The sequence below is a fragment of the Bacillus sp. S/N-304-OC-R1 genome (assembly GCF_019749375.1).
Taxonomy (GTDB): domain Bacteria; phylum Bacillota; class Bacilli; order Bacillales; family Cytobacillaceae; genus Cytobacillus.
In genome coordinates, this window is the sequence record NZ_JACWFE010000023.1 from 34795 (window position 1) to 60949 (window position 26155).

Consider the following 26155-nt stretch of genomic DNA (forward strand, 5'->3'; position numbering starts at 1 on the left):
GAGGAGTTTTTGGCACGATTTATTTGGGGTTGGCGCTAATCCATCCGAACATTCTCTTTATTTTTGCCTTTTTGAGTAAGACATGGAGGACATAGTGGTGACTTTCTGGATATATCCGCGACTTTTCACCATATATCCGCCACTTTCCGTATATATCCGCTACTTTCACCATATATCCGCCACTTTCCATATATTTCCGCTACTTTCACCATATATCCGCCACTTCCCTACATTATGAAAGCCAACTAAAAAAAGCCCATGAAATCATGGACTTTTCCAAATTAAGCGATAAAATACGCAATAATCGATAAAGCAATAGATGTGATTCCCATCGCAATCAGCGGCTTTAAGGCTTTTGTCCTCAAGTCACGAAGGCTGACATTTAACCCTAGACCAACCATGGCTGCAGTTAAGCACCAAGTTGTTAAGCTTGCCACTCCATTCATAAACCCGTCGGAAACTGGAATATGTGTACCGAGTACATAGCTGCCGATTACACTCATAATGATAAACCCAATTAAGAACCATGGAAATTCTATTTTTGCATTGTTTTCTCCACCGTTTTTGTTTTTCATAATATACATGAAAATAAAGCAAAGCGGCACAAGCAAGAATACCCTGCCGAGTTTTGCTAGTAATCCGATTGCCAGTGCGTCTTGGCCGCCAGGTGCTGCTGCCAATGCTACATGCGCGATTTCATGTAAGCTAATGCCAGACCAAATGCCATATTGAATATCAGTCATTGGCAAAATAGGACGCAAAACCGTATAAATAATAGCAAAAATGGTCCCGACTAGAGCAATAATTCCTACTCCAATTGCTGTTTCCTCATCCTTTGATTTAATGATTGGAGCGATAGCTGCAATCGCCGCAGCTCCACATACCCCCGTCCCTACACCAACAAGCAAGGAAATATTTTTATCTGCCTTCAATAACCGAGCAAGCCATACAGTTAATAAAATTGCAAAAATAATCACGCCAGCATCCTTAACCATCAAGCCAAGTCCATCACTTAGCACAGTGCCGATATTTAATTTTAAACCATACAAAATGATCGCAAAGCGTAATAATTTCTTAGATGAAAACGTAATGCCTGATCGAAACATTTCTGGATAACCTAAAATATTTCTGTATAGAACCGCAATAACAATGGCGGACGCCAGCTGCCCAACGTGGTCAAATCCAGGCGCTTTTGCTAACAAAAATCCCAAAAAGGCGATAAAAAATGTAAAGGCAATTCCACCTGCCCATTTTCCAAATCCTGATGATTTCTTTTTGGGCTGAATCGGCTCTTTCTCTTCCGTTAATGCCCTTGCATGAGCTCCCATGTGATCACCACCATAATAATTTTGTAACTTAAGCATAATACTTTTTATACTATAAGGAAAATAATGATTTATAATAACGATAATAAGTAAATCAATATAATAGAAAATGGCGGGATGAACATGGATCAGCATTTATCGGTTTTCGTCATGGTCGCAGAAAAAAAGAACTTTTCTCGTGCCGCTGAAGAATTGCATATGACTCAGCCAGCAGTCAGTCAATATATTCAAGCATTAGAACGTTCCATGGGAACAACTTTATTAGAGCGCAGTAATAAATATGTACGGCTAACGAAAGCAGGTGAAATTGTTTATCACCACGCAAAGGAAATTATCGGGCTTTATTCCAAAATGCATTATTTGATTGATGACCTGACGAATAATCCAAGCGGCGCGCTATCTATTGGTGCAAGCTACTCATTTGGTGAATATATTTTGCCTCATTTAATTGCTTACATGCAAAAAAAATATCCGTTAATTAATCCGTCCATTACGATTGGGAATACAAAGGAAATTGCTGAATTAGTGCTTGGACACCAATTAGATATTGGAATTGTTGAAGGAGAATATAAAAACAATAGTTTAGTTATCGAGCCATTTGCAATTGATACAATGAGTATTGTCGCTTCCCCCAATAATAAATTGGCACTAGCTGAAGGAGAATTGCTGCCTTCCCATCTAGAAAATGAATCGTGGATATGTCGCGAAAACGGCTCAGGCACACGTGAAGCAGCTGAAAAAATGTTTTCTGCCTATCATATCAAACCTAAGAAGCTCTTAGTATTCGGCAGTACACAAATTATTAAAGAATCCGTAGAAGCCGGGCTGGGCATCAGCTTGTTATCGGATTGGACCATTCGCAAAGAGGTTTCCCTTGGCACATTAAAAATAGTAAAGGTAAAGGGCCAGTCCATTACTCGTGAATTTTCAACCGTTCTCAGCTCTCCATTTCAGACAAAAGCGTTACAGGTCTTGCTGGAAATGATCAGAGAAAATACAAAAATGGACAATGATTTATTTAGTGGACAGTCTTACAAGCTTTAGGGCTAAGGTTCAGAGATTCCCCCCATTGTTAATCTAGCAATTTTCTCTATAATAAAGGTGAGGTGAGCATCGTGGCACGTGAACGGAAATTTTCAATAGATGAGCTTTATAAAACAACAAAGGAACTGCTGCTTCTTCATGGGTATGAAGGCTTTACCTTCAGCATTTTGGCAGACCGGTTAGAGGTTTCAAGAGGAACCTTGTATAAATACTACGAAAATAAAGAAGAGCTTATTACAGACTACATGCTTGATGAAATGGATCAATTCCTGTTAAAGCTACAAAAAATTGAGTGGCATGAGGGATTCGAAGGGCAATTCAATCAATTAATTGAGCTTATCTTTGAACATGCAGACATTCATAAAATCATTATTATTGCTTTACAAATACCCGCTAACATCACGGAAAAAGTGAAATTGAATAAGTCAAAGCTCGATGTGATGCATCTTGATATGTACAAGCATCTGCAAGGTTTTATTAATTTAGGACGGGAAGAAAAAAAGTTAAAGCCGCATATCGCAGACGGCTTAATTCTTGGCTTTATTTTTCAAACGATTGCCATTCCTAATCATTTTGGCATTCCTCATTCTGAATGGGTGAACTCTATTAAGGAAATCATTAGTCATGGAATGTTCTCAAAAAACTAATTGACACTTTTGTCACCTTTAAATCATAATAAAGATGACAATGGTGTCATTTTATTTTTCTCCAATGTGACAGTTGTGTCACCTTTTTCAAAAAAACTTAACTAGAAAGGAATGAAAGCATGAAAACCTTTTTGCGATTCATTACTGACCGTGTAACCACAAAAAAAGGGATGTGGATTACCCTTGCTGCCTGGTTCATTCTGGCGATGGTTTTAGCTGTATTTGCTCCTAGCGCAAAGGAATATGAAGTATCTTCCATTGATGCACTTCCAAAAGATGCTCAATCGGTTATTGCTAAGGAAAAAGTAGATAAGTATTTTAAAAACAATGATGGCCTTCCAGCCATATTAGTTTTTCAATCTAAGAATGGGGAGATCGGGCTGCAGGAGCTTGCCGCCCTACTAGATAGGATCAAGCAGGAAGATATTAATGGATTGAAGCAAATCATCCCTTTATCTGCTCTGCCTCCCCAAGCGGCTGCCGGATTCTTCTCAGAAGACAAGAGCACAGCTGTTATTCCGTTGAGCTTTGATTCCTCTTTAGAGATTAAAGAGATTAGGACGTCTGTAGAACAAATCGAAAAGATTGTGAAGGCCGAGTCAGATTTTACGTTATATGTGACTGGTCCTGCTGGTATTGGGATTGATACGCTTGATTTATTCTCTAGAGCAGATGTTGTGCTGATTCTTTCAACAGTTGGATTAATTCTAGTTCTGCTCGTGATTATTTACCGCTCGCCTTTATTAGCGTTAATTCCACTCCTTGCAGCCGGTTTTGTCTATGAGGTTGTGATGCAGACGCTTGGCTTAATGGGTGCTGCTGGACTAGTCATTAGTAACCAGACATTATCGATCATGTCGATTTTATTATTTGCAGCAGTAATTGATTATTCTCTATTTGTATTCTCACGTTACCGTGAAGAGCTTAAAGGCCATGAAAGTAAATTTGATGCGATGAGAGCGGCTATGCGTGAAACGGGAATGCCTGTTTTCTTTTCTGGCGGTACCGTTTTAGCAGCTATGCTTGTTTTATTCTTTGCCCAATTTGGTGATTACAGAAATTTTGCTCCAACCTTTGGAACGACAATGGTAATTATTATGATCGCATCTATTACGCTTGTTCCAGCTTTATTTACGCTGTTCGGCAGAAAATCCTTCTGGCCAAAAATTCCGCGTGTTGGCGATCCTGTAATTAAACAAAATTCCACCTGGAGCCGTATTGGAAAGTTTGTTGTAAGAAAACCTGGACTTTCTGTTGCTGTTATCGGAATTCTCCTGCTTGTCTCAGCCGGCAATATGTTTAATATGCAATATGAGTTCGACACAATGAAATCCTTCCCTAAGGATATGCCATCTAGACAAGGATATGAAATCCTTGAAAAGAACTTCCAAAAAGGTGATCTTGCACCAACGACTTTATTATTTGAGAGTGAAGAGCCTGTCACATCTGAACAGCAAGAAGCATTGCAAAAAACGCTGGAAGCCCAGCCTTTAGTAAGTAATATTCGTGTCAATGGCATTACAGAGAACAAAAAGGTAATTAACTATAGCCTTACTTTTGAGCAAGGACCATATGATGTCGAAACGATAGATGCCTTAAAGGATATGATTGAAAGAGCTGACAAAATTACGGCAGATAGCAAGGTCGAAGGTAAAATTTACTTTGCTGGTGAAACCGCATCTAAAGTCGATGAACGATCTATTAATAATCGGGATTTAATTCTTATTGTCGTGCTTGAGACCCTTCTCATTCTTGGCATGCTTGTTATCTTAACAAAATCCGTTAAGATGTCTATTTACATGATGGGAACAATTTTAATTTCCTTCCTGGCAGCTTTAGGATTAGGAATGTTCCTTACGAGTCTATTCTTTGATATTAGTACGATCAGTGACCGTGTTCCGCTCTACTCCTTTGTTTTCTTAGTTGCGCTTGGAATTGATTATAATATTATTTTAATATCTAGATATCAAGAGGAGAGAAGAAAGCATTCTGTTAAAGAAGCGGTGGAAATTGCTGTTGCTAATACCGGAGGGGTAATTTCTTCTGCTGGTTTAATCTTGGCAGCTACTTTTGCGGTTTTAATGACACAACCAATACAACTGCTATTTGTTTTTGGGTTTATTGTTGCGGTCGGGATCTTATTAGATACTTTTTTAATTAGAGGCATTTTACTTCCCGGATTAATTGTTTTGTTTGAGAAAGAGAAATCTGTTAAGAAAAACACGGCATCATAATAGTTTTTAAAGGAAGCAGAGCTGGTCATCTGCTTCCTTTTCTTGGATCTAATTATTTCGTCTCACGATGGAGGGTATGTCTTTTCAAACGAGGAGAATATTTCATTAACTCAATTCTATCTGGATTATTTCTTTTATTTTTCACAGTAATATAATTCCGATCTCCTGTTTCTGTGCATGCTAATGTAATCTTTACTCTCATTTTCTATATCTCCTTCAAATTAATATTAAGCGATAAAAGGCGGAAGTGGATCCCGCAATTCATTCCAGTCTATGTGCATCTCACTATTTGTTAGTAAACATTTATCTAAGGAAGCTTCAATTTCTTCCCGATTCATTTCAACCCCGATAAAAACTAATTCAATCATTCTATCACCAAATTGGTCATCCCATTTCTCTAGCAGCTCAGGCTCCTCTTTTAAAATCTGTTCCCGCTCTGATTCAGGATATGCTGCCAGCCATTCTCCTGCACCTTGAAGGATGATGGATGGTCCAGCCTGTGACAATAACCCGGTCATATTATTTCGAGTAGCTAACCAGAAAAATCCTTTAGCCCGAACGATGTCTTCTGGCCAGTTTTCCAGCCATTCTGTAAATCTCTCAGGATGAAATGGTCTTCTCCTCCGATACACGAAAGATGATATGCCATACTCCTCTGTTTCAGGAATATGCTCTTCATTTAATTCCTTCATCCAGCCAGCTCCTTGACTAGCCTCTTCAAAATCAAACAGGTTAGTATCTAGAATCTCATTTAATTCCACGCATCCAAAAATGCTATCAATTATCTTGGCTTCTGGATTCAGCTTATTAAGAACGGCCTTAAGCTCTTGAACACTCTCTGCATCTACTAAATCGATTTTATTAAGGAGGATGACATTAGCAAACTCTATTTGATCAATTAACAGGTCCACAACCTCACGTGTATCAAATTGATCCATAGCCTGCTTACGATCCAGCAAGCTTTCTCCTGAAGAAAAGTCATGCCAAAATCTGTTGGCATCCACGACTGTTACCATTGTATCTAGTGTGCAAAATTGAGATAAATTAATACCCAGCTCATCATCTACATACGTAAAAGTTTGGGCAACTGGAATTGGCTCTGAAATGCCAGTTGATTCAATTAATATGTAATCAATATCTCCTGCTTGCACAAGCTTTTCAACTTCTATTATTAAATCCTCTCTAAGAGTGCAACAAATACATCCATTTTGAAGCTCTACTAATTTTTCATTGGTTCTTGAGAATCCGCCTTGTTTAATCATCGTTGCATCTATATTGATCTCACTCATATCATTCACAATAACCGCAATCTTTTTATTCTCCCGATTGCATAGAATGTGGTTTAACAAAGTCGTTTTCCCGGAACCCAAATATCCGCTAAGAACAGTTACTGGTATTTTATCCTTCATACCTTCACCTCGTTTTCATTATTAATCGTAATGATTACGATTTAAATAATAGTACATTGTTTTTAATTATGCAACTTGTAATTGAAAAATTTTTTTATTGTTTTCAGGAGAAATAAAAAGGTAATTGAATATTTCATATTTCTATTTAATTTTTCATACAATTACTGTAAAATATAAAGCGTAATTATTACGATTAACAAATGTTATTGCATCCCTATCAAAAACTTAGAAAAGGAGTTTATTATGCCTCGGCTTTTTCGTTCTCATATTATTGATTTGACTGGAATATTAATCATCGCCTTTGCCCTCTATCTGATATCATTTGGTTCGAGCTTTAAAGATTCGCTTTCGTTTTCTTCATCGATCTTAAACCTTAATACCATTTTTATTAGTATTTTAATAGAGGCCTTGCCCTTTGTATTAATAGGCGTTCTAATTGCAGGAATTATTCAGATTTTCGTTACAGAAGAGCATATTAGAAAATGCATTCCAAAGAATAAGACTTTAGCGGTCATGATGAGTTGTATCATCGGGGCATTATTCCCTGCCTGTGAATGTGGAATTGTGCCCATCGTTCGAAGGCTCATAGGAAAAGGTGTACCTATATATGCAGGCATCGGTTTTATGCTGACTGGACCCCTTATTAACCCGATTGTCATCGCCTCCACCTATATGGCCTTTGGTAATAATGCTGAAATTGCAGGATTGCGCATGGGACTAGGATTTATAATTGCCGTGATAGTAGCTTTTGCAGTTAGTCTTTTTTTCAAAGGAAATCAATTCAAATCATCTGTTCAAACCCTTCACTCCTATACAACAGAGAAAAATGATTTTTTAGCTAAATTATGGGCTATGCTTACTCATTCCATTGATGAGTTTTTTGATATGGCGAAATATTTAATCATGGGAGCCTTTTTAGCTGCTTTTGTTCAAACCTACTTGCCGGCAAAAACACTGTTGGAAGCAGGAAACGGTCCCCTCTCATCCATTGCCGTTATGATGGGACTAGCCTATGTATTGTCCCTTTGTTCTGAGGCTGACGCATTTATTGGCGCATCCTTTAGCAGCATTTTTCCAACCTCATCTATTTTGGCCTTCTTAATTTATGGACCGATGATGGATTTAAAAAATACACTCATGATGCTGAGTGTTTTCCGTTTTAAATTTGTAATGGCTGTAGTAGTCATTATCACGCTCATTGTCTTTATTACAATATTCTTAATGTCCAGCTTTGTTTAGGAGGAGGTAGGCTTTCATGAATTTTAATTTTCAGCAGACCATTAGAGCATTCATTCTACTGACCTTTTCAATTTTCATATTAAAGCTTCATTATACTGGTGAGATGACGAAATATATTAATCCTAAATACTTAGGGTTAAGTCTGACGGCGGCTATTATTTTTATCGTTTTGTTTTTCATTCAACTGACCAGAATTTGGTCTGAAAAACATATTCATCACAAGCACTCCCACCATGAAGACGACTGCTGTCATCATCAAGATCATGCCTGCCATCATGATCATGGCGAGACACCATTCAATTTCAAAAAGCTTGTTTCCTATATGATCATTGTTTTTCCTTTATTGACAGGTTTCCTGCTTCCGCCAAAGGTGCTTGATGCCTCTATCGCCAATAAAAAAGGCGGAATGGCGATTATCACGAATCAAAAGGAAGCATCTGAAAATAAAGGAATCAGTGAAAAAAATGAGGAAGAATTAACTGAGCCATCTGAAATACCCGAACCTAAAAATCCTTCTGAAAATTCTCTCGCTCAAGAACATTTATTGGATCCTTTCTTAGCAAGCCAGGAGGAAATGTCAGAGGATGATTATGAAGAATTGCGCAAAACATTATCAGAAAAGCCGAATGTGGTGATGGAGGAGTCGGTTTTTTCAACATATTATGAGGATATTCATATGGATATCCAGAAGTATAAAGGCAAACAGATTGAATTAACGGGATTTGTGTATAAAGAAGATGATTTTGAACAAGATCAGGTGGTCCTTGCCAGGTTTTTAATCACTCATTGTGTCGCAGATGCGAGCATTGTCGGTTTTCTTTCTGAGCATCCTGATGCTTCCTCCATGAAAACAGACACATGGATAGAAGCAAAGGGTATACTAGATGTAACTACATACGATGGAATTGAGCTCCCTCTGATAAAGATAACAAGTTGGAAAGAGATACCCGATCCTCAAAAACCTTATATTTATCCGATAAATGTGAGACTTTTTTAATTACGTCCTCATGCCGAAAAAACACTTATGATTGTTTTTTCGGCTTTTTTGATAGTTCTTAACAAAAAATATCATATGAATGACAAAGGAATTTTCGGATAAAAATAATAAAATCAATTCATATGAACGAGGACAATTATGAATAAAAAATGGTGGATTTTACTGTTCTATATTTTTATAGTAGCAGCTGGACTGTACTATAAAAATTTCATTTTAGATTGGGTTCACAAGAGTGATTCCTCGGATCTCCCCGTCATGTTCGTACTCTCTTTCCTATTAGCCGCCATCCCTTTTATTCCTTTTACTATTTTTGCTGGTTTAATGGGGGCTAAATATGGTGTCGTAATAGGGACTCTTATCAATTGGACTGGTGGTGTAACAGCCGCGGTTCTTTATTTCTTTTTATCAAGGATTTTTTTTCGGAATTTTTTCATGGGCTACGTGGAACGTGTAAGAGGAATTCAAAGACTTCATACGATGCTTGAAAGAAATGCCTTTATTGCCATTCTCCTTATGAGGTTAATTGCTATCTTTCCGCCACCAATCGTGAATACATATACAGGAATCAGCACGATTCCATTCCGTACTTTCTTATTGGCTACTGCATTTGGGCTCATCCCCCCAATGTTCATGATAGCTTTCAGCGGAGAGCAGATTTTCACCTCTATTTTTCATCTATTCATAGGGGTACTACTATACTTATTATTTCTTATTTTTATCGTGTTGATCTACAGACAGTGGTTTGCCCAAAGCTCTAAGCAGAATTAATTTCTTGGTAACTCTCTCCATGGCTCTTCTGCCATCTATTACTTGTAATAGTGGCGAAGTTTTTCATGTATAATTCGAGTCATGGAAGGAGTGATACAATTTGATGATATTACTTTCTGCTGGATTAGCGTTCTTCCTTTTTTATCTTTTTAAAAAGGCTAATAAAAACACAAAGGATATTGTGATAAATAAAATATCTGTTCATAAAGATTTACAGAATCAACAGCATCCAAAGCTCCATATTCTTCACCTTTCTGATTTACATCTAGAAAACATTTCAATTTCTCCTGAACAACTTTATGAAAAAGTAAAAAATGAGTCTATAGATTTAATTGCTTTAACCGGTGATTTTCTTGACCGTAAACGTACAATTCCTAAGCTTATTCCATATTTAAAAGTATTAAATCAATTGCAAGCAAAATACGGAATGTATGCTGTACTAGGGAACCACGATTATGTTTTACGGAATCAAAATCTTAAAAAACTAATCAATACACTTGAAGAATATAATTGCAAGGTTATGAAAAATGAAAATGACTCGATCATAGTTAATGGTCATCGGGTTAACCTTATTGGCATCGATGATTTCAGTACAAAACGAAGCGATTTAAGTAATTCCTATAAAGGAATTGCTGAAGGAACTAATTTAGTTTTAACACATGATCCAAATATTGTTCTCCATATGAAGAATTATCATTTCGATTATTTACTTGCCGGGCATTTTCACGGCGGTCAAATTTGCTATCCTAAAGCCTATCACCTTGTGAAAATGGGCAAGCTTGCGAGAATGAATATCGTGAAAGGATTTCATGTACAAGATGGAAAGCCTTATTATATTAGCGAGGGGCTTGGGCAAACGGGCATTAATATCCGTGTAGGAAGCCGTCCGGAAATTACGTTTCATGAAGTAACAATACCTGCAAATGTTTCTCAAGCCATTAAAGCTGTATAGAAGTTCTTAGCTTGCCGTAAAAAAAATAACGTGTAAAAGAGCTTGGCTCCAGCCAAGTTCTTTTTAATTTCTGTACAGTTTGATTAATTTTTCAGTGGACATAAATAGGTAATTGGGCTTTCTGCTCTTTATCATGCACCAAGAAAAATTTGGATTTGATAAAAGCTCTATCGGTAAAAATGCTGCCCATTTAAACCATTTATAAATAGGATTAGAAATATTTACTACTTCAAAACCAAGCCGTTCACAGCCTTTGTTTAAAAAGGTAATTCCCACAACCCCCTTTATCTTTGAATAATGACAATTGTTTCGAACGTATTTTTCTAGTTCTGGCAATGCTTTTTGTACGTGACGGTAGATAATTTTTGCTTTTTTAAGTTCACTTTTGATGTCCTTCAATTCCTTCAGTAATTTGACGTTATGAAGATGGATTTTGACTAGAGTATCATTTTTATTTATTTTTGTACCATCAGAAAGTACGGTAGCTCTTCCTTTATATTTTGTAATCCGAATTCTGAAAATATTACTGTCTGCCCCTTCATACGAAATGTTTTTAAGCCGAGTAAAGGAAAAATAAATGGGATCAAGCATATTCCAAATGGACAGAACGTAACTTCTCATACTTCTTGACACTCCTTTTTTGATTTTTCCTGCTAATGTTATTTTTCATCTGAAAAGGCAATATTATTTGTGGAAAAATCCGCTTGCGATTGGCAATCAGAAAATAGAAAAGCCTTTGTCCTGCTTCAATTAGACAAAGGCTTTTCATTCTGCTATTCGGTTAGTTCTAATTGTTTATAAAGCTCATTCCGTCTCACTTCAAGCTGCTTCATGTCATGAAAGAGATCCTGCATTTTTTGCAAGTCCGACTCCTGGTTTAATTGCTTATCCAGCTCAGACAGCCGGTCCTCAACTTTTTCTATTTCTTCTTCAAGCTGATCAATCTTTCGATGAACATTGTCTTCTTTTAAAGGAGGACTACTTTTCATTTTTTCAGTAACTTTGGGGTGAAGCTGGATGTCCTGTACATTCTTAATCTTTTCTCTCGCCCAATCATAATTCCCATCAAATCCGTAAACTGCTTTTCGCTCAATCCAATAAATTTTATCAAACAGCCGATTAAGGAAATATCGATCATGAGCCACCGCTAAAATTGTGCCCTTAAAGTCTTCGAGGACTTCCTCCAATACTTCCCTTGATTCAATGTCCAGATGATTCGTTGGTTCATCAAGAATTAACAGATTGATTTCTTGATACATTAATTGCGCTAAGCGAAGCCTCATTCGTTCTCCCCCGCTTAGCTTGGAAACCTTTTGAAACACTTGGTAACCGTAGAATAAAAAGCGGGCCAAAATATGACGAGCTTCCCCTTCTGTAACTTGTACTTCGTTACGAAAAGCTTCTATAACGGTTTCATCTTTCATCTCCATAAAAACCTGCTGAGATAGGTAGCCGATTTTCACATTACTGCCTACCTTCACCTCTCCATGATCTGCTTTCAGTTCCTGGAGAATCAGCTTTAATAATGTCGATTTCCCTGATCCATTCTCTCCAACTATTGCCACACGTTCCCGGTAGGTAATGTGCATTTGAACTGATTGGAACAGGAGCTGGTCACCGAAGGATTTTGAAACATTCTTCATGAATACCACGTCTTTACCGCTACGGTCACTCGCTTCGATTTCAAGCCCCATTTTTTTGCGGTTTAATTGAGGCCGATCTAGTTTCTCCATTCTTTCAAGCGCTCTTTCCATATTACGAGCCCGTTTATGAAGCCCCTCATTTGGAGGGTTCGCACGATTAGCCCACTCTCGCAGCCTTTTAATAGCCTCTTTCATTTTCTTTATTTTTTTCTGTTGCTCTTCGTAGGCTTGAAATTCAATAAGCAGCCTTTCTTCCTTTTCCTTTACAAATCCAGTGAAATTCGTCTGGTAACAGTGAATTTCTCCATCCTCTAAATCATATATTTTGTTCACCACTTCATCTAAAAAATAACGATCATGAGAAACAACAACGATGGTCCCGCTATATTCTTTTAAGTATCCGCTTAACCACTCGACAGCCATTAAATCCAGGTGGTTTGTTGGTTCATCTAACAATAATAAGTCAGGCTGCTTAAGCAAAATAAAAGCAAGTCCCACCTTCGTTTTTTCTCCTCCGCTTAATTTTCCAAAAGGCTTTTCTAATAAAGGGCTGATATTAAGGCCATTAGCCACCCGCTCTATGTTTGCTTCCATTTCATATCCGCCATTTAATATAAATTGATCTTGCAGATCGCCATACTTTTCCACTAATTTTTCAAGCTGGTCAGGGTTCGGCTCCATTCCCATTTCCTCTTCGAGTTCCTTCATCCTCTTCTCAATTTCTGTGAGTGAAGAAAATGCACTTAGTAAAACGCCTCTAGCAGTAATATGATTTGAATAGACTGGAATTTGTGCCAGATAACCAATTTCTGTTCCTTTTTTCCAATGAATTTGACCTGAATCCGGCAACTCGCTTCCTGCTAACATTCTAAACAATGTCGTTTTTCCACTGCCGTTTCTTCCCACTAATCCAATTCGGTCTCTATCATGAATTTCAAAAGAAATATTCTCAAATACTGTATTTCCACCATACATTTTTCCAATTTGATTTACACTGCATGCTATCATTTTGTTTCCTCCTAATATTCAGCTCCTCTCCAACCCAACTGACAATTCGCAAGTGACTTCGATACAATCATTCATTTTCGAACAACAAAAAAAGCCATAGGACGACACTTCCCCCATGGCTTGCACAAACCGATATCGATCAAAAAAAGGAGAGCATGAAACGCCCTCCTAATTCCGTCATTTAAAATGTGGGTTAGAGATGAGTTCACTGTTTAATATTTGCTATTAAGTTGCTAAAAAAGGGCAGACTGATCCCGTTAACAGCAATACAAGCAAAAATCGCACGGTAAATGTAAATGAATTCCATCCAAAATCCGCGCGTACAAACAGCTTGACTCATTCTTCCCCACCTCCGTTTCACTATTATTAATTTCAGTTTAATCTGAAAAAGAAACATTTTCAAGTAAAAAATGACAAAACAGTATAATACTTGTTTACTTATACAGAAAAATCTTTAATTCATTTTTCTTATCAATTGTCGCTAATAATACATCCTGAAGCTCTACATTATGATTTGCTTTTAATGCTGAGATCAGCCAGTTTTCGTCTTTTTCTATCTGTTTCAAAACAGGCATTTCAATATTCCCATCCTTCACAACGGTTATGGGAAAATCAAAAGGGTCCGTTATAATATTTAAGTCTCCTCTAGTAACCGTTTGGTTGTTAGGACTTACAAAAAATGAAATGGTCCCATCAGGCTCCCATAATGCCAAGGAGACTTTTTTTAGATCATCGATTTTTTCCTTTCTTGCCTCGGATAATATGTAATCTACTGATAATCTTGCTTTCTTTAAGTATTTGTAAAGAAATTGTCCATTTCTAACTAGAGGCAGCGGGTCAGGTGAAACAAATTTTCTGATTCTCACTGATTTTAATGTAAGGAAAACACTTACTATATATAAAATAACAAGTGCAGTCATAGTCGTCATGGACCCTTTTAGCCCTAATTTTTCGTCAGACAGTGGATGGGCAATAATATTGCCAATGACAATCGCTATGGCAAAATCAAGGAAATTTAGCTGCGAAATGGAGCGGCGTCCCATAACTTTTACGATAATGATCAAAAAACCATACGTGACAACAGATCTTAATATCCATTGCATCGTAGTCAATGTTTCTTGACTATAAAAAAAGTCCATACCCTTCTCCTCCGGACATTTATATATTTGCTATTGATAACATGCCCGAAAAATAAAAGGGTAATTACTAGTAGACTTCGACTAGCATGGATGAAAAAATGCATGTTGAACCATACTATATTTGATTTCAATTACTTCACTCAGAGAAAGATGGTTTATTGATATAGGCCACCGCATTCCGACTAAATCTGCTAAGGACCTACATATATAATCAGGCGACTTTGCTCTGGGAACACCCAAAAAAAGAAAACACCAAGGACGGTGTTTTCTGAGTTTATTTTGCAAATCTATGCTTTCCAATCATTACAGTCGTTTGGCGAGAAAAGACCCATTTGCTTGTTGATGTTTTTGGATTAAAGAAATATAACGATCCATTTCCTTGACCTCTAAAGGCTATCGCTTCGTCTACTGCTTTTTTAGAAGATTGGTCAGGTGCACTATTAATAGCTCCATTTTGAACCGGTGTAAAGGCGTAGTAGCCACTTACTTTTTGATAAATAACTCCTGAAACTGTATCCGGAAAAAGCGGGCTGTCTAAGCGATTTAATACGACGGTCGCAACGGCTACCTTACCAGCATAAGGCTCGCCCTTCGCTTCAGCATGCACAAGACGAGCAAGCAACTCTTTATCCGCAGCTGAAATTTGAGTATTAGGAATACGAATTTGCTCTCCCGCATAAAGCAGATCTGTTGTTTTGTTATTTGCATTCTTTAAACCAAGCACAGACACTCCATATTGATGAGCAATTGTCCAGTAAGTCTCCCCTTGTTTCACATTATGTGTATTAACTGCTGCATCCGATTGTCCTGAAAATCCAAAGAGTGATAGAGACAGGACTCCTGCTATTAATAATTTTTTCATTTTTTTCATGCTAGTACCTCCTATTACGTAAAAAGCTATCTAATAAAAGGCTAGCATATGTAACATAGTGAATCCTTGTCCAAAATGTGGCACTAAAGAAGAGGGCCATTTATCCCCCTATGGCACATAGGATAGACTGATCGGTGGTAAAAAATAGCTAAATGCTATAATAAGATTTTTCTCACTGCGTATCCATCATATGGACTAAATATGACATTCATATTTCAAATCCGTAACAGTAAGTACTTTTACTTAAATACTACATAATTAGCAAAGAAAAGCATTACTATTTGAATGTAAAAGCTCATAGAACACTAGATTCTATGATATATATAGGAGATTTCGGGATATATCCGCGACTTTCCGGATTATATCCGCGACTTCCGGATTATATCCGCGACTTCCGGATTATATCCGCGGCTTTCCGGATATATCCGCGACTTCCGGATTATATCCGCCACTTTCCAGATATATCCGCGGCTTCCGGATTATATCCGCGACTTTCCGGATATATCCGCGACTTCCGGATTATATCCGCGGCTTCCGGATTATATCCGCGACTTTCCCGATATATCCGCGACTTTCAAAATACACCATCAACCCCCAGAAAATATCAGCAATTTTTTTACTCTATCAGGCCATTCTTTTAATTTTCTCCATAATTACAAAGAGAACTTTCCAACTTCTTTCTGCAGTTCTTCCGCCATCTTGGTTAGAGAAGAGGCTGATGAAACAATTTCCTCCATGGATGCCAGCTGTTCTTCAGTTGAAGCCGCTACATTTTGTGATTCATCTGCAACTGTTTTAGATCCTTCAGAAATACTTTCAATTGACGTAACAACTTGTTCTGTACTTGCGGAAATTTGTTCTGAGGCTGCAGAAATCTCTTGAACTTGGCTGGAAACCTGGTCAATATTTTGCTTAATTTCTTCAAATAATTGTCCAGCCGTATGAACAACACGAATTCCTTCGTCTACCTCATTAACACCAATTTCCATAGATTCCACAACTGAATCTGTATTATTTTTTATTGTTAAAACCAATTGCGCAATTTGTCCAGCCGATTGAGTAGACTGCTCAGCCAGCTTACGAACTTCATCTGCCACAACCGCAAACCCGCGGCCAGCTTCACCTGCTCTTGCTGCTTCAATAGCTGCATTTAGGGCAAGAAGATTTGTCTGGGATGAAATATCTGTTATGACTTCAACAATACTCTCGATTTCCCGTGATCGCTGATCCATTTCCGTTACCGATTTGGACAAGTTTTCCATTGTCTTTTGGATCATATCCATCTGATGAACAGTTGATTGGATAGCATGATTTCCCTCTAATGCCTTTTGCGAGGTTTGTACGGAAAGACTTGATGTTACCTGAGCGCTTGAAGCAATTTGCTGCACACCGGATGACATTTCATTTATTGCCACAACACTTTCATTAACATTTCTTGATTGAAGTTCAGCACTAGCTGTTACCTCCTGAATCGTTTGCGTAATCGTTTCAGTAGCTTGACTTGATTGATCAGCACTTGCTGTCAATTCTTCTGCTGAGGATGCAACATGTGCTGAACTTATGCTAATTTGCTCTACCAATTGTCGGAGATTTCCAGTCATTTGATTAAATGATTGAGCCATCTCCCCAACTTCATCTTTATTCTTCACACGAATATTCTCAGCTGTTAAATCACCCTGTGCAATTCTCTTTGCTGCAGCTGCCATTGCTACGACAGGCTTAGATATCATTCTCGAAATAATAATGCCAATCACAATAGCTAATATAAAAGCAATTATGCTAAGGATAGTAGTATTCGAAATGGCACCATTAACTATTTTCGAGTTCTCCATACTCGCAGTATCCATTGATGACGATTGCTCATTAGCCAGCTTTTCTATTGCCGGATCAAGCTGCCTTCCTGAAGGCAATACCTTGGTCATATAATAATCAGTTACTTCCTCTGCAGGCTTATTATTCTGAATCATCAATATCATTTGATCATAATTCTTCTTATAATCATTATTCATTTTTTCTACTTCTTTTAATTCTTCTTCAAATTCCTTAATTTTAGTTAATTTTAAAGTATCATTCAATATATTATTTGTACTGTCATAGGCAGCAGTTAAACGATCCAAAAAATCCTTATCCTTTGTAAGCATATATCCACGCAAATTACTATTTTCTTTTGAAATGGCAATCTGTAATTTTTGTACATTCGATAATATGACTGCTCTTCTTCCAATTAAATCAGAGTAAGCTTCATCTACCATTTTTAAGTAATATGAGGAGATGACGCTTGTAATTCCTAATAAAATGGCAATTAGTAAAAATGATCCAATTAACTTTTTACCAATGGTTAATTTCACAATAAACACTCCATTTAAAATATTTTTTAGATGAAAGCATTAAATATTCGCTTTCTATCAGGTATATCCCTAATATGAAATGGCACCATAATATTTTTTGCTGCCAATATCCACTTTGAAAAAAATCAAAAAAATGATTATTCTAGTGAAATAGAATAACCAAGGGTTTAAGTTACTAGTTAACCATAGTAATAGAAATGTTGTTTTATCGACTTAGACCCTTAGACTTAATTTTCTGTACAGTTTTATAGACATTTTCCTACATTTTACTAATTTATAATTACTTTAATCTAATAATAAATATATTCCTTTTTTCCCAAATTTTCAACAAAATTCAACATTTTTCTACACGTTTTCTGAAATTTCGTTCTTTATACCCAAATATTTTTAAATTAATGGAAAACAAAAAATACCCTTCATTAAAAGGGTATCTAAAAATTACCGCAAATTTACTTTTTGAAGACGAAGTGCATTTAAGACAACGGATACTGAACTAAATGCCATCGCTGCTCCAGCGAGCCAAGGTGCTAAAAAACCTAGTGCCGCAACTGGAATTCCAAGTGTATTATACGCAAATGCCCAGAAAAGGTTTTGTCTTATATTCCGGATTGTTTTCTTACTCATGAAAATAGCATCAGCAATACTGTTAAGGTCTCCACGAATTAGCGTAATATCAGCTGCTTCCATCGCAACATCTGTCCCGGTCCCGATCGCCATGCCAATATCTGCAATGGCTAAGGCAGGTGCGTCATTGATTCCATCCCCGACCATCGCTACTTTTTTGCCTTGTGCTTGAAGCTTCTTTACTTCTTCAGCTTTTCCTTCTGGGAGTACTTCAGCGATTACCATATCCACTCCGGCCTGCTTCGCAATAGCTTGTGCAGTCTGCTCGTTATCCCCCGTGATCATAATGATGTCCAGCCCCAAACCTTTTAAGCGGCTAATAGCCTGAGGGGATGTCTCTTTAATCGTGTCAGCCACTGCCACAATTCCGGCATAGCCACCATCGATGGCAGCGAGCATCGCTGTTTTTCCTTGTTTTTCAAGGGAACTCATCTCTTCTAAAACATGCTCAATATCAATGTTGAATTTTTTCATTAATCGTCGCGTACCGACTAGAAGGTCTTTTCCATTCACTTTTGCTTTAATTCCATAGCCAGGAATTGCCTCGAAATCCTGTACATCCACCAGATTGATATTTCTCTCTTTAATTCCCGATACAATTGCCTGAGCTAACGGGTGTTCAGATTGCTTTTCGGCGGAACCTACTAAAGTTAAAAACTCATGATTATCAATTTCAGTTATTACATCTGTTAATACTGGATCACCGTTTGTAATGGTTCCGGTTTTATCAAGAATGACGGTATTAATTTGGTGAGTCATTTCCAGATGCTCTCCGCCTTTAAATAGTATGCCGAATTCAGCAGCCCGCCCGGAACCAGCCATAATCGATGTCGGAGTTGCCAATCCTAAAGCACAAGGACAAGCAATGACGAGAACAGCAATTAATTTTTCAAGTGCTTCTGCAAAATCCCCTGGTGCAACGAAGAAATACCACACTAAAAAGGTCAGTATTGCAATTCCTACAACAATCGGTACAAAAATACCTGAAATCGTGTCTGCTAAACGCTGAATCGGTGCTTTAGAGCCTTGTGCATCCTCTACGACTTTAATAATTTGTGCCAAGGCCGTATCTTTCCCGACCTTCGTTGCCCGCATTTTCAAAAAGCCATTCTTATTGATGGTTGCCCCAATAACAGAATCGCCAACCGTTTTATCAACCGGGACACTTTCTCCTGTAATCATCGATTCATCAAGAGCAGATTGTCCCTCAATAATTTCCCCGTCCACTGGAATTTTTTCGCCTGGTTTTACTAAAATAATATCCCCAGCTACTACGTCTTCGAGAGGAATTTCTTTCTCTTGACCGTCTCTCTCAACGATAGCCGTTTTTGCCTGCAATCCCATCAGCTTTTTAATCGCTTCTGAAGAACGGCCTTTCGCTTTTGCTTCAAACAGCTTTCCTAAAATGATAAGTGTAATTAGGACAGCACTTGTTTCGAAGTAAAGTCCTTCTACTTCTCCATTGCCCCCAATTGTCCCAATTGCCAAATACACACTGTAAAAATAGGCAGCGGACGTTCCAAGTGCGACTAATACATCCATATTTGCGCTCTTATTTCTTAAAGCTTTATAAGCCCCAACATAAAACTGCTTACCTATGAAAAATTGTACAGGTGTGGCTAATGCCATTTGGATCCAAGGGTTCATAAATGCCTCTGGCACATATAAGAAGGATGTAAAACTGAAATGCCCAGCCATTGCCCATAGAAGAGGAACCGATAAGATTAAAGAAATAATAAATTTCCGTTGCTGTGTTTTAATTTCTTTCAGCCTGTGATCGACTGTTTCTTTTTCATTTTTTGCACTTTTAACGCTAGCTCCATAGCCAAGCTTATCCACTCTTGTAATAAAATCTTTTGTTGTAACTATAGCTGGATTATATTTGATGGTTGCCTTTTCAAGAGCAAGGTTGACAGTTGCGTGAAGCACTCCGTCCATTTTATTAAGACTCTTTTCTAGCCTTGTTGAACAGGCTGCACATGTCATACCTGTAATTTGAAATTGACTTTCTTGTATTTTTTCACTCATCTCATCCGTTCTCCTTATACCTATAAGGGGTATATTTTATTGAAAAGAGAACGTGCTATTGCTAGCACGATTCTTCTTTATTTTACATCATAGCCTTGATCGTCAATGGCTTCTTTAATTTGATCTAAAGTAGCTTTGTTTGCATTATATTCAACGTCAACTGTTCCGTTTGCAAGGTCCACTTTCACATTTTCCACTCCAGCTAGTTCTCCGACTGCACCTTCTACAGCTTTCACACAATGACCGCAAGACATGCCAGCTACTTGTAATGTTACTTTTTCCATTATTCAACAGCTCCTTATTTTTTCATTAATTTTTGTATGGTTACGAGTACTTCATCTAACACTTCCATATCCCCTTCTTGAAGACGATCCACGACACAGCCCTTTAAATGGCCCTCAAGGAGAATCTTTGCCACACTGTTTAGAGCAGATTGAGTCGCAGAAATTTGAGTGATGACATCATCACAATAAGTGTCTCTTTCGATCAATCCCTTTATCCCGCGGATTTGTCCTTCAATTCGGTTCAAGCGAGTAACTAAATTTTTCTTAACCTTATCTGAATGGTGACTTTTTCTTTCACTTTGTGTTGAGCAACAGCTTTCTTCATCCGAACAAAACAGTTCTTCATCTAGATTGGATTCCATAGGATCCCTCCTTAATCCAAATTATATTATACCCCCGTATAGTATGTAAAGAGAAAAAATACAATTTTATGCAAAAATTCATTAACCGAAAAACTAATCATTTGAATACAAATCTAATAATCCTATTTAAAAAAGGAATGAAATTGAATAAACTTGTGATAATTAGATAAAGAAAATTTAAATGTACTTGTGATCCGGAAAGGAACATGCAATGGCTGATAATTTATTGGAATGGATTCCTTCTACTCCATTTATAGCTTTTATGTTTAGTATTCTTTTAAATATCCTCATTGCCGTATCAGGTGTATTGCCTAGTGCTTTCATGACAGCCGCTAATATTGTGATTTTTGGTTTCTACTGGGGTGTAGCTGTTTCAATTGCAGGTGAAGCGGCTGGTGCAGTTGTCAGTTTCCAGCTATACCGTAAAGGGTTATTAAAGCTAGCATCTCGATTTAAAGAACCAAAATCAAAGCAATTGCTCAAATTAAAAAATACTACCGGTTCCGAAGCCGTATTCCTTGTGATTATCTTAAGAATTCTCCCTTTTATCCCATCAGGGGCTGTAACATTAGCTGCAGCTTACAGCAAAATGAGCTTACTTTCCTTTAGTATTGCAAGCACATTAGGGAAAATTCCTTCTCTCTTGATTGAAGCATACTCAGTTAGCCAATTCCTTGCATTCACATGGGAAATTCAGCTAAGTATTATTCTTTTTCTTTTTGTTAGTGTGGCTTTATATTATTTAATAAAAAAAATTAGGATTGGTAAATAAACCAATCCTAAGCTTGAAAAAGGTATATCTAAAGTTCCAATTCCTCAAGCATTTTATATGCTTTTCCCCTTGTAAAATTATGCGACTGCCAAGACTTGCTCTTCAAATACTCTTTTTCCATTTTCTGCTGTTGTAACAAAGTTTTTAATCCTGGAATATCTGGCTTCCTTTCATAAATCTCAATTAGCCCAATGAGTCCTGTTGAAGATAAACTATTTAAATACTGGATATCTATTTTTCCTGTTGTCTCATAACGGGCAATATTTTGATCGACAACGATCCTATCGATATTAATCATATTAATGCCGGCGTAATAAATAAGCGCAGCCAGGAAATAAAACCTGAACAAGGAAAGCTTTTCAAGCCAGATTCTTACAAGTGTATAGGCAAAGATGACCATTAAGAAGAGCATGAAGGAATGTGCCAGTACCCGTGTAAAGGTAAAGCCGTAAGCGTCCTCATACATGGTCAATCTCATGAAGGCTGACGTCAGCATAACCCCGCTCGATAGAACAAGAATGGTGAGGGCAAGGCTGATTGTCTTTTTCAAATAGCCAGTTGCATGTTTTGTTAAATGAATAACAGCTGTAACGACCGATAAATTGATTAAGGTCACAAAAAGCAGTTCAAAGAAACCTCGGCGTGCATATTCCGCATATGTGTACCCGTCATCCAGCGTGCCGCTAAAGAAATACTTAAATTGGACAGCAACAAACAGGATATACACTAAATCTAGAAGGATCAAAACGGTCAAAGTAATGACGCCATCCATACGAATTGGCTTTAGGTCAGATTCCTTTTGGATCATGATTATATTTTTCTTGAGAAGAACTTGCAGAAACCCAAAGAAACCAAATGTATAGATGAGAATAACAATAAAGCGGAAAAGATACTCACCTTTAAAGTTGAACAAATCAGGAATCTTGCTTAAAAGCCGCTCAAATTGTGTATCAGCTGAAATCAGCAAATTCAGGATAACAAACAAAATCGGAACAGAAAGGAGTACCCCAATCAGAACCTTTTTCCAAACCTCATTTCGCTCTTTATCACTGTTCCGCTGGCCTAATTTACTTGCGAATTTTATAAAAATCGCACTATAACGAATCCCATCAATTAGCCGTTTAAAAATGTATAATATAAAAACCAGCCTGCTCCATTCAAGCTTTTTCGGGGCAGTAATCAAAACTAAGTGAAAAATCACTAGAGCTGGAATAATGAGTATATTCAATGCATAAAAAACACCCGCATCATACAAATAATAACTCACCGCTAAAAGCCAGATCACAATTAGTATTAAATATCCGAACCGTTGATGTGAAAAAGAATATTTTCTAAACCTCCAGAAAACCATCAAATAGAAAACAGTAATAAACACGAAATAGGAAACTCCGATTTGGTCATTGAAAAATGCCTCCTCCGCAACAATTGCTGTTAAAAAGCAGAGGAAAAAGAACAGCCAGTCTCCTCTTTCAACTTTAAAATCCATGTTGTAATCCTCCTTATATAAAGATTTTCTATATACATAGATATTCTATGTATATAGGTAAAAAAAAGCTCACACAGAAGCTTTTTTTCCCCACCGATAGCTAATTAGGCAAAGCGGGTATAAAAGTAATGTTAAGAAGATGCAAATTCCTATAAAGGTTTCTGTCAATAACGGGCTAAACCATTCACGTGGAATGATATGGAAAACGGTTAACACCATAAGAGATAGATTTGGAATAAGGGCTAGCAAAAAAGTTCTTCTCATTAGCTTCCTGCCTTTATGGCCAAAGCCTCTGCCAATTTCATACCCAAGCAGTGCCCAGAAAAGCATATAGATTAGTGCAATTAATATCGGGAAGGAAGTCAATTGATTCCATAAGCCAGTAAGCCATCTCCAACTTAGCAGATTATGCGCAACAGTAAGAATAGAGCCTCCGACAAAGAAGAAAATATTCACCCCAATAAATAGCCATCTCATATTGCTTGGTGTTACAGAAAGCTCTTCCTGCCACATTGCTGCTATTTCTTCTGGTGTACCAAACCTTGTATATACCTGTTCCCTAAGCGCTTCTTCATCGTTAAGGTTAATCAGTTCCAATAGGAGCTCATCTAGATGATCCTCATACTCTGTTAAGATCATTTTTTTCTCCTGATGATTTCCAAGACGCTTTTCAAGCTCGGTTAAAAACTCAGCCTTCAGCCGATCCATGCTTTTTTCTCCCCATTACCTTGTTCATAACAGAAACAAAGTCATTCCACTCTTGTGTTTTTTCAAGAAGCATTTCTCTGCCGGCTTCAGTAATACGATAGTACTTTCTAGCCGGTCCCTTCTCCTGCTCCTGCCAATAGCATTCAATGTATTCTTGTTTTTCAAGCTTATGAAGAGCCGGATACAGCGTGCCTTCTTTAAAGGAAAACTCATTTCCGCTGCGTTTTTCCAATTCCTTCACTATCTCGTACCCATACATGTCCCGCTCGTCTAACATTTGCAGCAGCAACAGTGATGAACTTCCTTTTACTAATTCACGATTAAACATCTTTTCACCTACCTAGAATTTTTAGGTATATAGAAATTCTACTTGTTGAAAAGTTAAATGTAAAGCACTAAAAATTATTTTTTAACATTTCCATTAATGTTTGCAGCTTTTTTTTCCTTTCACCTCTTGCTTGAATGGCTTGATCAATCGTGACGGTAATAAATCGGCATTTGGATAAAGGTCTAGATTGGGCTATTAAATCAAGGTCCTGACTAATGACAGTCCCTATTGTAATAAACCCGCCTCCTGTAGTGGCATCATTCTGCAAAACAATCAATTCTTCTTCGTTCGTAAATAAAACTGATCCTATTGGATAGGCAATATCAACAACATTAGAAAAACTATTCCCGGCACCAAAAGGGGGATGCTGCTCAGTAAATGACACCTTTGGTCCTTTATAACGGTAGGCAACCCGGTTAGATTCATGAGAGACTGTCCATTCAGAATTAAGAAATGTTTTTAATGCCAGATCATTCATTAAATATCCAGTGATCCCCATCATCACTCTTAATTCTTGAAAATCACTAAAGGATGGGATAAATTCTAATGGCAGCGATTTGCCAACCTGTTTAAGTGCTCCAGGTAATGTTTCATTTATTTCAATGTTATCTCCTGCTGTTAATCTTCTTCCTTCAAATCCTCCAATCCGGCTTAATTCATATGTAGATTTACTACCGAGGACATCAGGAACGTTCACTCCTCCAGAAATGCATAAATAACTTTTGACCCCTATCGGACATGCTTTTAATTTCAGCACATCCCCTTCCTTTACTTGATGAGTATGCCAAAAGGAAAGAGGCTGATCATTTAAATATGTTTCCATTGGTGCACCAGTTAAAGCGATAATGTAATTTTTATGAAAAACAAATTCCCCGCCAATCAACGTCATTTCAAGAGCTGCGTAGTCTTCAGGATTTCCAACAAGAAGATTCCCTATAATAAACGAATATTTATCAGCAGCTCCTGATGGAGGAACGCCTAAATGATATTTCCCCATCCGTCCCATATCCTGCACTGTTGTCCATAATCCGGGATCCCTTATTTCAATCATTTAAAAGTCCTCCATTAACTCCTGAATGTATTGCTTTCCTTTTTCAGCATATTCGAGTGGGGATAGCTCAATTTCTTTCATTTTAAAGCGATATTTCCCCATTTTTACTTCATTTGTAATATGGGTATACTCGGATTCATTGATCGGACGGTACTTCCAAATATCTCCTGGTCTAGCTAAAAAGGATGTCTCTTTTAAATCCTCCAGCTGCTTATTTTGATCAAATACGGGAACAGCCGATCTGCCAATAAGCTGATAGCTGCCAGGACCGCTTACAGGATAAATGACATTAAAAGCCCCTCCCAGCCCTATCCCTCTTTCGGGCGTCTCTGTGCGTGGACTATTGTATTTAGGAGCTTGAATAATTTCTTGAGGCTGTAATCCTAGAGGAAAATGCCAGGCCGTTCCCGGAAGGAAGCCGACCATCGTTATTAAGTAAGGGGTATCAGAATGTGCTTTAATAAATGCCTCTTTGTCTGAAAAGCCATTTACCTTCATGACAAATTCGAAATTTGATAATTCAGGCGCCGGGTGTCTGTTGCGAAAGCGGTAAGAAAATTCCTCCGACATGGGATCGTCATACCACGCCGGTATCTCTACAATACGCACTGAAAAGTGGAGCTTTGTCGGATCGCTTTTCGTTAAATCTATGTCTTTCAAGTAGTCTAGTAAATCTCTTGCTGAAATAATGTCAGGATTATATCGGACTAAATAGGATGAATTTGAGGAAACAATATCAATAATTCCTGGTATGTCCCTCTTTCTCAGTTCATCTGTTACAGCGAGGGCTTTAAAATTACTTTCAATTCTCATATCACGGGATATTTCAGCATATATGTATTCATCCCCGCCAAAATTAAAATGAGTCTCAGGCAGATTAAACATAGC

At 37.6% G+C, this 26155-nt stretch carries 25 protein-coding genes; 8 read left to right on the forward strand and 17 right to left on the reverse strand.

Features of this window, described 5'->3' with window-relative positions; translation table 11 throughout:
- Positions 1 to 281: 281 nt before the first annotated feature.
- The gene (locus tag H0173_RS17665) at positions 282 to 1328 is read right to left on the reverse strand and encodes a YeiH family protein (protein ID WP_221847839.1); all 1047 of its coding nucleotides are present in this window, start codon (positions 1326 to 1328) and stop codon (positions 282 to 284) included.
- A gap of 120 nt (positions 1329 to 1448) precedes the next feature.
- Here H0173_RS17665 and H0173_RS17670 point away from each other — a divergent pair, with 120 nt between their 5' ends.
- The 3 genes from H0173_RS17670 to H0173_RS17680 all read left to right on the forward strand — a co-directional run bounded on the left by H0173_RS17670 (position 1449) and on the right by H0173_RS17680 (position 5250).
- Complete coding sequence (locus tag H0173_RS17670) at positions 1449 to 2369, forward strand: LysR family transcriptional regulator (protein WP_221847840.1); 921 nt, start codon at positions 1449 to 1451, stop codon at positions 2367 to 2369.
- 71 nt (positions 2370 to 2440) lie between these two features.
- Positions 2441 to 3016, forward strand: coding sequence for a TetR/AcrR family transcriptional regulator (locus tag H0173_RS17675; protein ID WP_221847841.1), 576 nt, complete (start codon positions 2441 to 2443; stop codon positions 3014 to 3016).
- Between the two features lie 119 nt (positions 3017 to 3135).
- Positions 3136 to 5250 (forward strand): MMPL family transporter, encoded by a 2115-nt coding sequence (locus tag H0173_RS17680; RefSeq protein ID WP_221847842.1) that lies wholly within the window; start codon positions 3136 to 3138, stop codon positions 5248 to 5250.
- A 52-nt stretch (positions 5251 to 5302) separates the two neighbouring features.
- Here the strand turns inward: H0173_RS17680 and rpmG are convergent, their stop codons facing one another.
- On the reverse strand, positions 5303 to 5452 hold the full coding sequence (gene rpmG / locus H0173_RS17685; protein WP_221847843.1) for a 50S ribosomal protein L33: 150 nt from the start codon (positions 5450 to 5452) through the stop codon (positions 5303 to 5305).
- 25 nt (positions 5453 to 5477) lie between these two features.
- The gene (locus H0173_RS17690) at positions 5478 to 6659 is read right to left on the reverse strand and encodes a GTP-binding protein (RefSeq protein WP_221847844.1); all 1182 of its coding nucleotides are present in this window, start codon (positions 6657 to 6659) and stop codon (positions 5478 to 5480) included.
- 243 nt (positions 6660 to 6902) lie between these two features.
- Here H0173_RS17690 and H0173_RS17695 point away from each other — a divergent pair, with 243 nt between their 5' ends.
- The 4 genes from H0173_RS17695 (at position 6903) to H0173_RS17710 (ending at position 10615) form a co-directional block, all read left to right on the forward strand.
- Complete coding sequence (locus H0173_RS17695) at positions 6903 to 7898, forward strand: permease (RefSeq protein ID WP_221847845.1); 996 nt, start codon at positions 6903 to 6905, stop codon at positions 7896 to 7898.
- Positions 7899 to 7914: 16 nt separating this feature from the next.
- The gene (locus H0173_RS17700; protein WP_221847846.1) at positions 7915 to 8895 is read left to right on the forward strand and encodes a TIGR03943 family putative permease subunit; all 981 of its coding nucleotides are present in this window, start codon (positions 7915 to 7917) and stop codon (positions 8893 to 8895) included.
- A 138-nt stretch (positions 8896 to 9033) separates the two neighbouring features.
- A complete protein-coding gene (locus H0173_RS17705; protein ID WP_221847847.1) occupies positions 9034 to 9663 on the forward strand; it encodes a TVP38/TMEM64 family protein in 630 nt (209 codons plus the stop codon).
- Between the two features lie 100 nt (positions 9664 to 9763).
- Positions 9764 to 10615 (forward strand): metallophosphoesterase, encoded by an 852-nt coding sequence (locus H0173_RS17710; protein WP_396021266.1) that lies wholly within the window; start codon positions 9764 to 9766, stop codon positions 10613 to 10615.
- A gap of 63 nt (positions 10616 to 10678) precedes the next feature.
- Here H0173_RS17710 and H0173_RS17715 read toward each other — a convergent pair whose 3' ends face one another.
- From H0173_RS17715 to H0173_RS17750, 9 genes are all read right to left on the reverse strand, one after another.
- Positions 10679 to 11236: a YkoP family protein gene (locus H0173_RS17715; RefSeq protein ID WP_221847848.1), complete on the reverse strand. Its 558-nt coding sequence runs from the start codon at positions 11234 to 11236 to the stop codon at positions 10679 to 10681.
- A gap of 152 nt (positions 11237 to 11388) precedes the next feature.
- A complete protein-coding gene (abc-f, locus tag H0173_RS17720; protein WP_221847849.1) occupies positions 11389 to 13266 on the reverse strand; it encodes a ribosomal protection-like ABC-F family protein in 1878 nt (625 codons plus the stop codon).
- Between the two features lie 205 nt (positions 13267 to 13471).
- Positions 13472 to 13606, reverse strand: a complete 135-nt coding sequence (locus H0173_RS22415; RefSeq protein ID WP_260631247.1) for an RAxF-45 family protein — start codon at positions 13604 to 13606, stop codon at positions 13472 to 13474.
- A 94-nt stretch (positions 13607 to 13700) separates the two neighbouring features.
- Entirely contained in the window at positions 13701 to 14405 is a 705-nt protein-coding gene (locus H0173_RS17725) for a DUF421 domain-containing protein (protein ID WP_221847850.1), read from the reverse strand.
- Positions 14406 to 14679: 274 nt separating this feature from the next.
- Positions 14680 to 15276, reverse strand: coding sequence for a cell wall hydrolase (locus H0173_RS17730; protein WP_221847851.1), 597 nt, complete (start codon positions 15274 to 15276; stop codon positions 14680 to 14682).
- A gap of 653 nt (positions 15277 to 15929) precedes the next feature.
- Positions 15930 to 17624 carry a methyl-accepting chemotaxis protein gene (locus tag H0173_RS22565; protein WP_221847852.1) on the reverse strand — a complete coding sequence of 565 codons (1695 nt, stop codon included), beginning with the start codon at positions 17622 to 17624 and terminating at the stop codon, positions 15930 to 15932.
- 438 nt (positions 17625 to 18062) lie between these two features.
- Positions 18063 to 20276 carry a heavy metal translocating P-type ATPase gene (locus tag H0173_RS17740; protein ID WP_221847853.1) on the reverse strand — a complete coding sequence of 738 codons (2214 nt, stop codon included), beginning with the start codon at positions 20274 to 20276 and terminating at the stop codon, positions 18063 to 18065.
- A 77-nt stretch (positions 20277 to 20353) separates the two neighbouring features.
- Positions 20354 to 20560: a copper chaperone CopZ gene (gene copZ, locus H0173_RS17745; protein ID WP_221847854.1), complete on the reverse strand. Its 207-nt coding sequence runs from the start codon at positions 20558 to 20560 to the stop codon at positions 20354 to 20356.
- 14 nt (positions 20561 to 20574) lie between these two features.
- On the reverse strand, positions 20575 to 20922 hold the full coding sequence (locus H0173_RS17750; protein WP_260631248.1) for a metal-sensitive transcriptional regulator: 348 nt from the start codon (positions 20920 to 20922) through the stop codon (positions 20575 to 20577).
- Between the two features lie 211 nt (positions 20923 to 21133).
- Between H0173_RS17750 and H0173_RS17755 the strand changes: the two genes are divergently transcribed.
- Positions 21134 to 21694, forward strand: a complete 561-nt coding sequence (locus H0173_RS17755; protein WP_221847855.1) for a TVP38/TMEM64 family protein — start codon at positions 21134 to 21136, stop codon at positions 21692 to 21694.
- Positions 21695 to 21722: 28 nt separating this feature from the next.
- Here the strand turns inward: H0173_RS17755 and H0173_RS17760 are convergent, their stop codons facing one another.
- The 5 genes from H0173_RS17760 to H0173_RS17780 form a co-directional block, all read right to left on the reverse strand.
- Positions 21723 to 23180 (reverse strand): DUF4153 domain-containing protein, encoded by a 1458-nt coding sequence (locus H0173_RS17760; protein WP_221847856.1) that lies wholly within the window; start codon positions 23178 to 23180, stop codon positions 21723 to 21725.
- 69 nt (positions 23181 to 23249) lie between these two features.
- Positions 23250 to 23888, reverse strand: a complete 639-nt coding sequence (locus H0173_RS17765) for an HAAS signaling domain-containing protein (RefSeq protein WP_221847858.1) — start codon at positions 23886 to 23888, stop codon at positions 23250 to 23252.
- Complete coding sequence (locus H0173_RS17770; protein WP_221847860.1) at positions 23869 to 24216, reverse strand: PadR family transcriptional regulator; 348 nt, start codon at positions 24214 to 24216, stop codon at positions 23869 to 23871. Before H0173_RS17770 ends, H0173_RS17765 begins: the two co-directional genes overlap by 20 nt.
- A 67-nt stretch (positions 24217 to 24283) precedes the next feature.
- Complete coding sequence (locus H0173_RS17775; protein WP_221847862.1) at positions 24284 to 25267, reverse strand: 5-oxoprolinase subunit C family protein; 984 nt, start codon at positions 25265 to 25267, stop codon at positions 24284 to 24286.
- Positions 25268 to 26152: a 5-oxoprolinase subunit B family protein gene (locus tag H0173_RS17780; RefSeq protein WP_221847863.1), complete on the reverse strand. Its 885-nt coding sequence runs from the start codon at positions 26150 to 26152 to the stop codon at positions 25268 to 25270.
- Positions 26153 to 26155 lie beyond the last annotated feature (3 nt).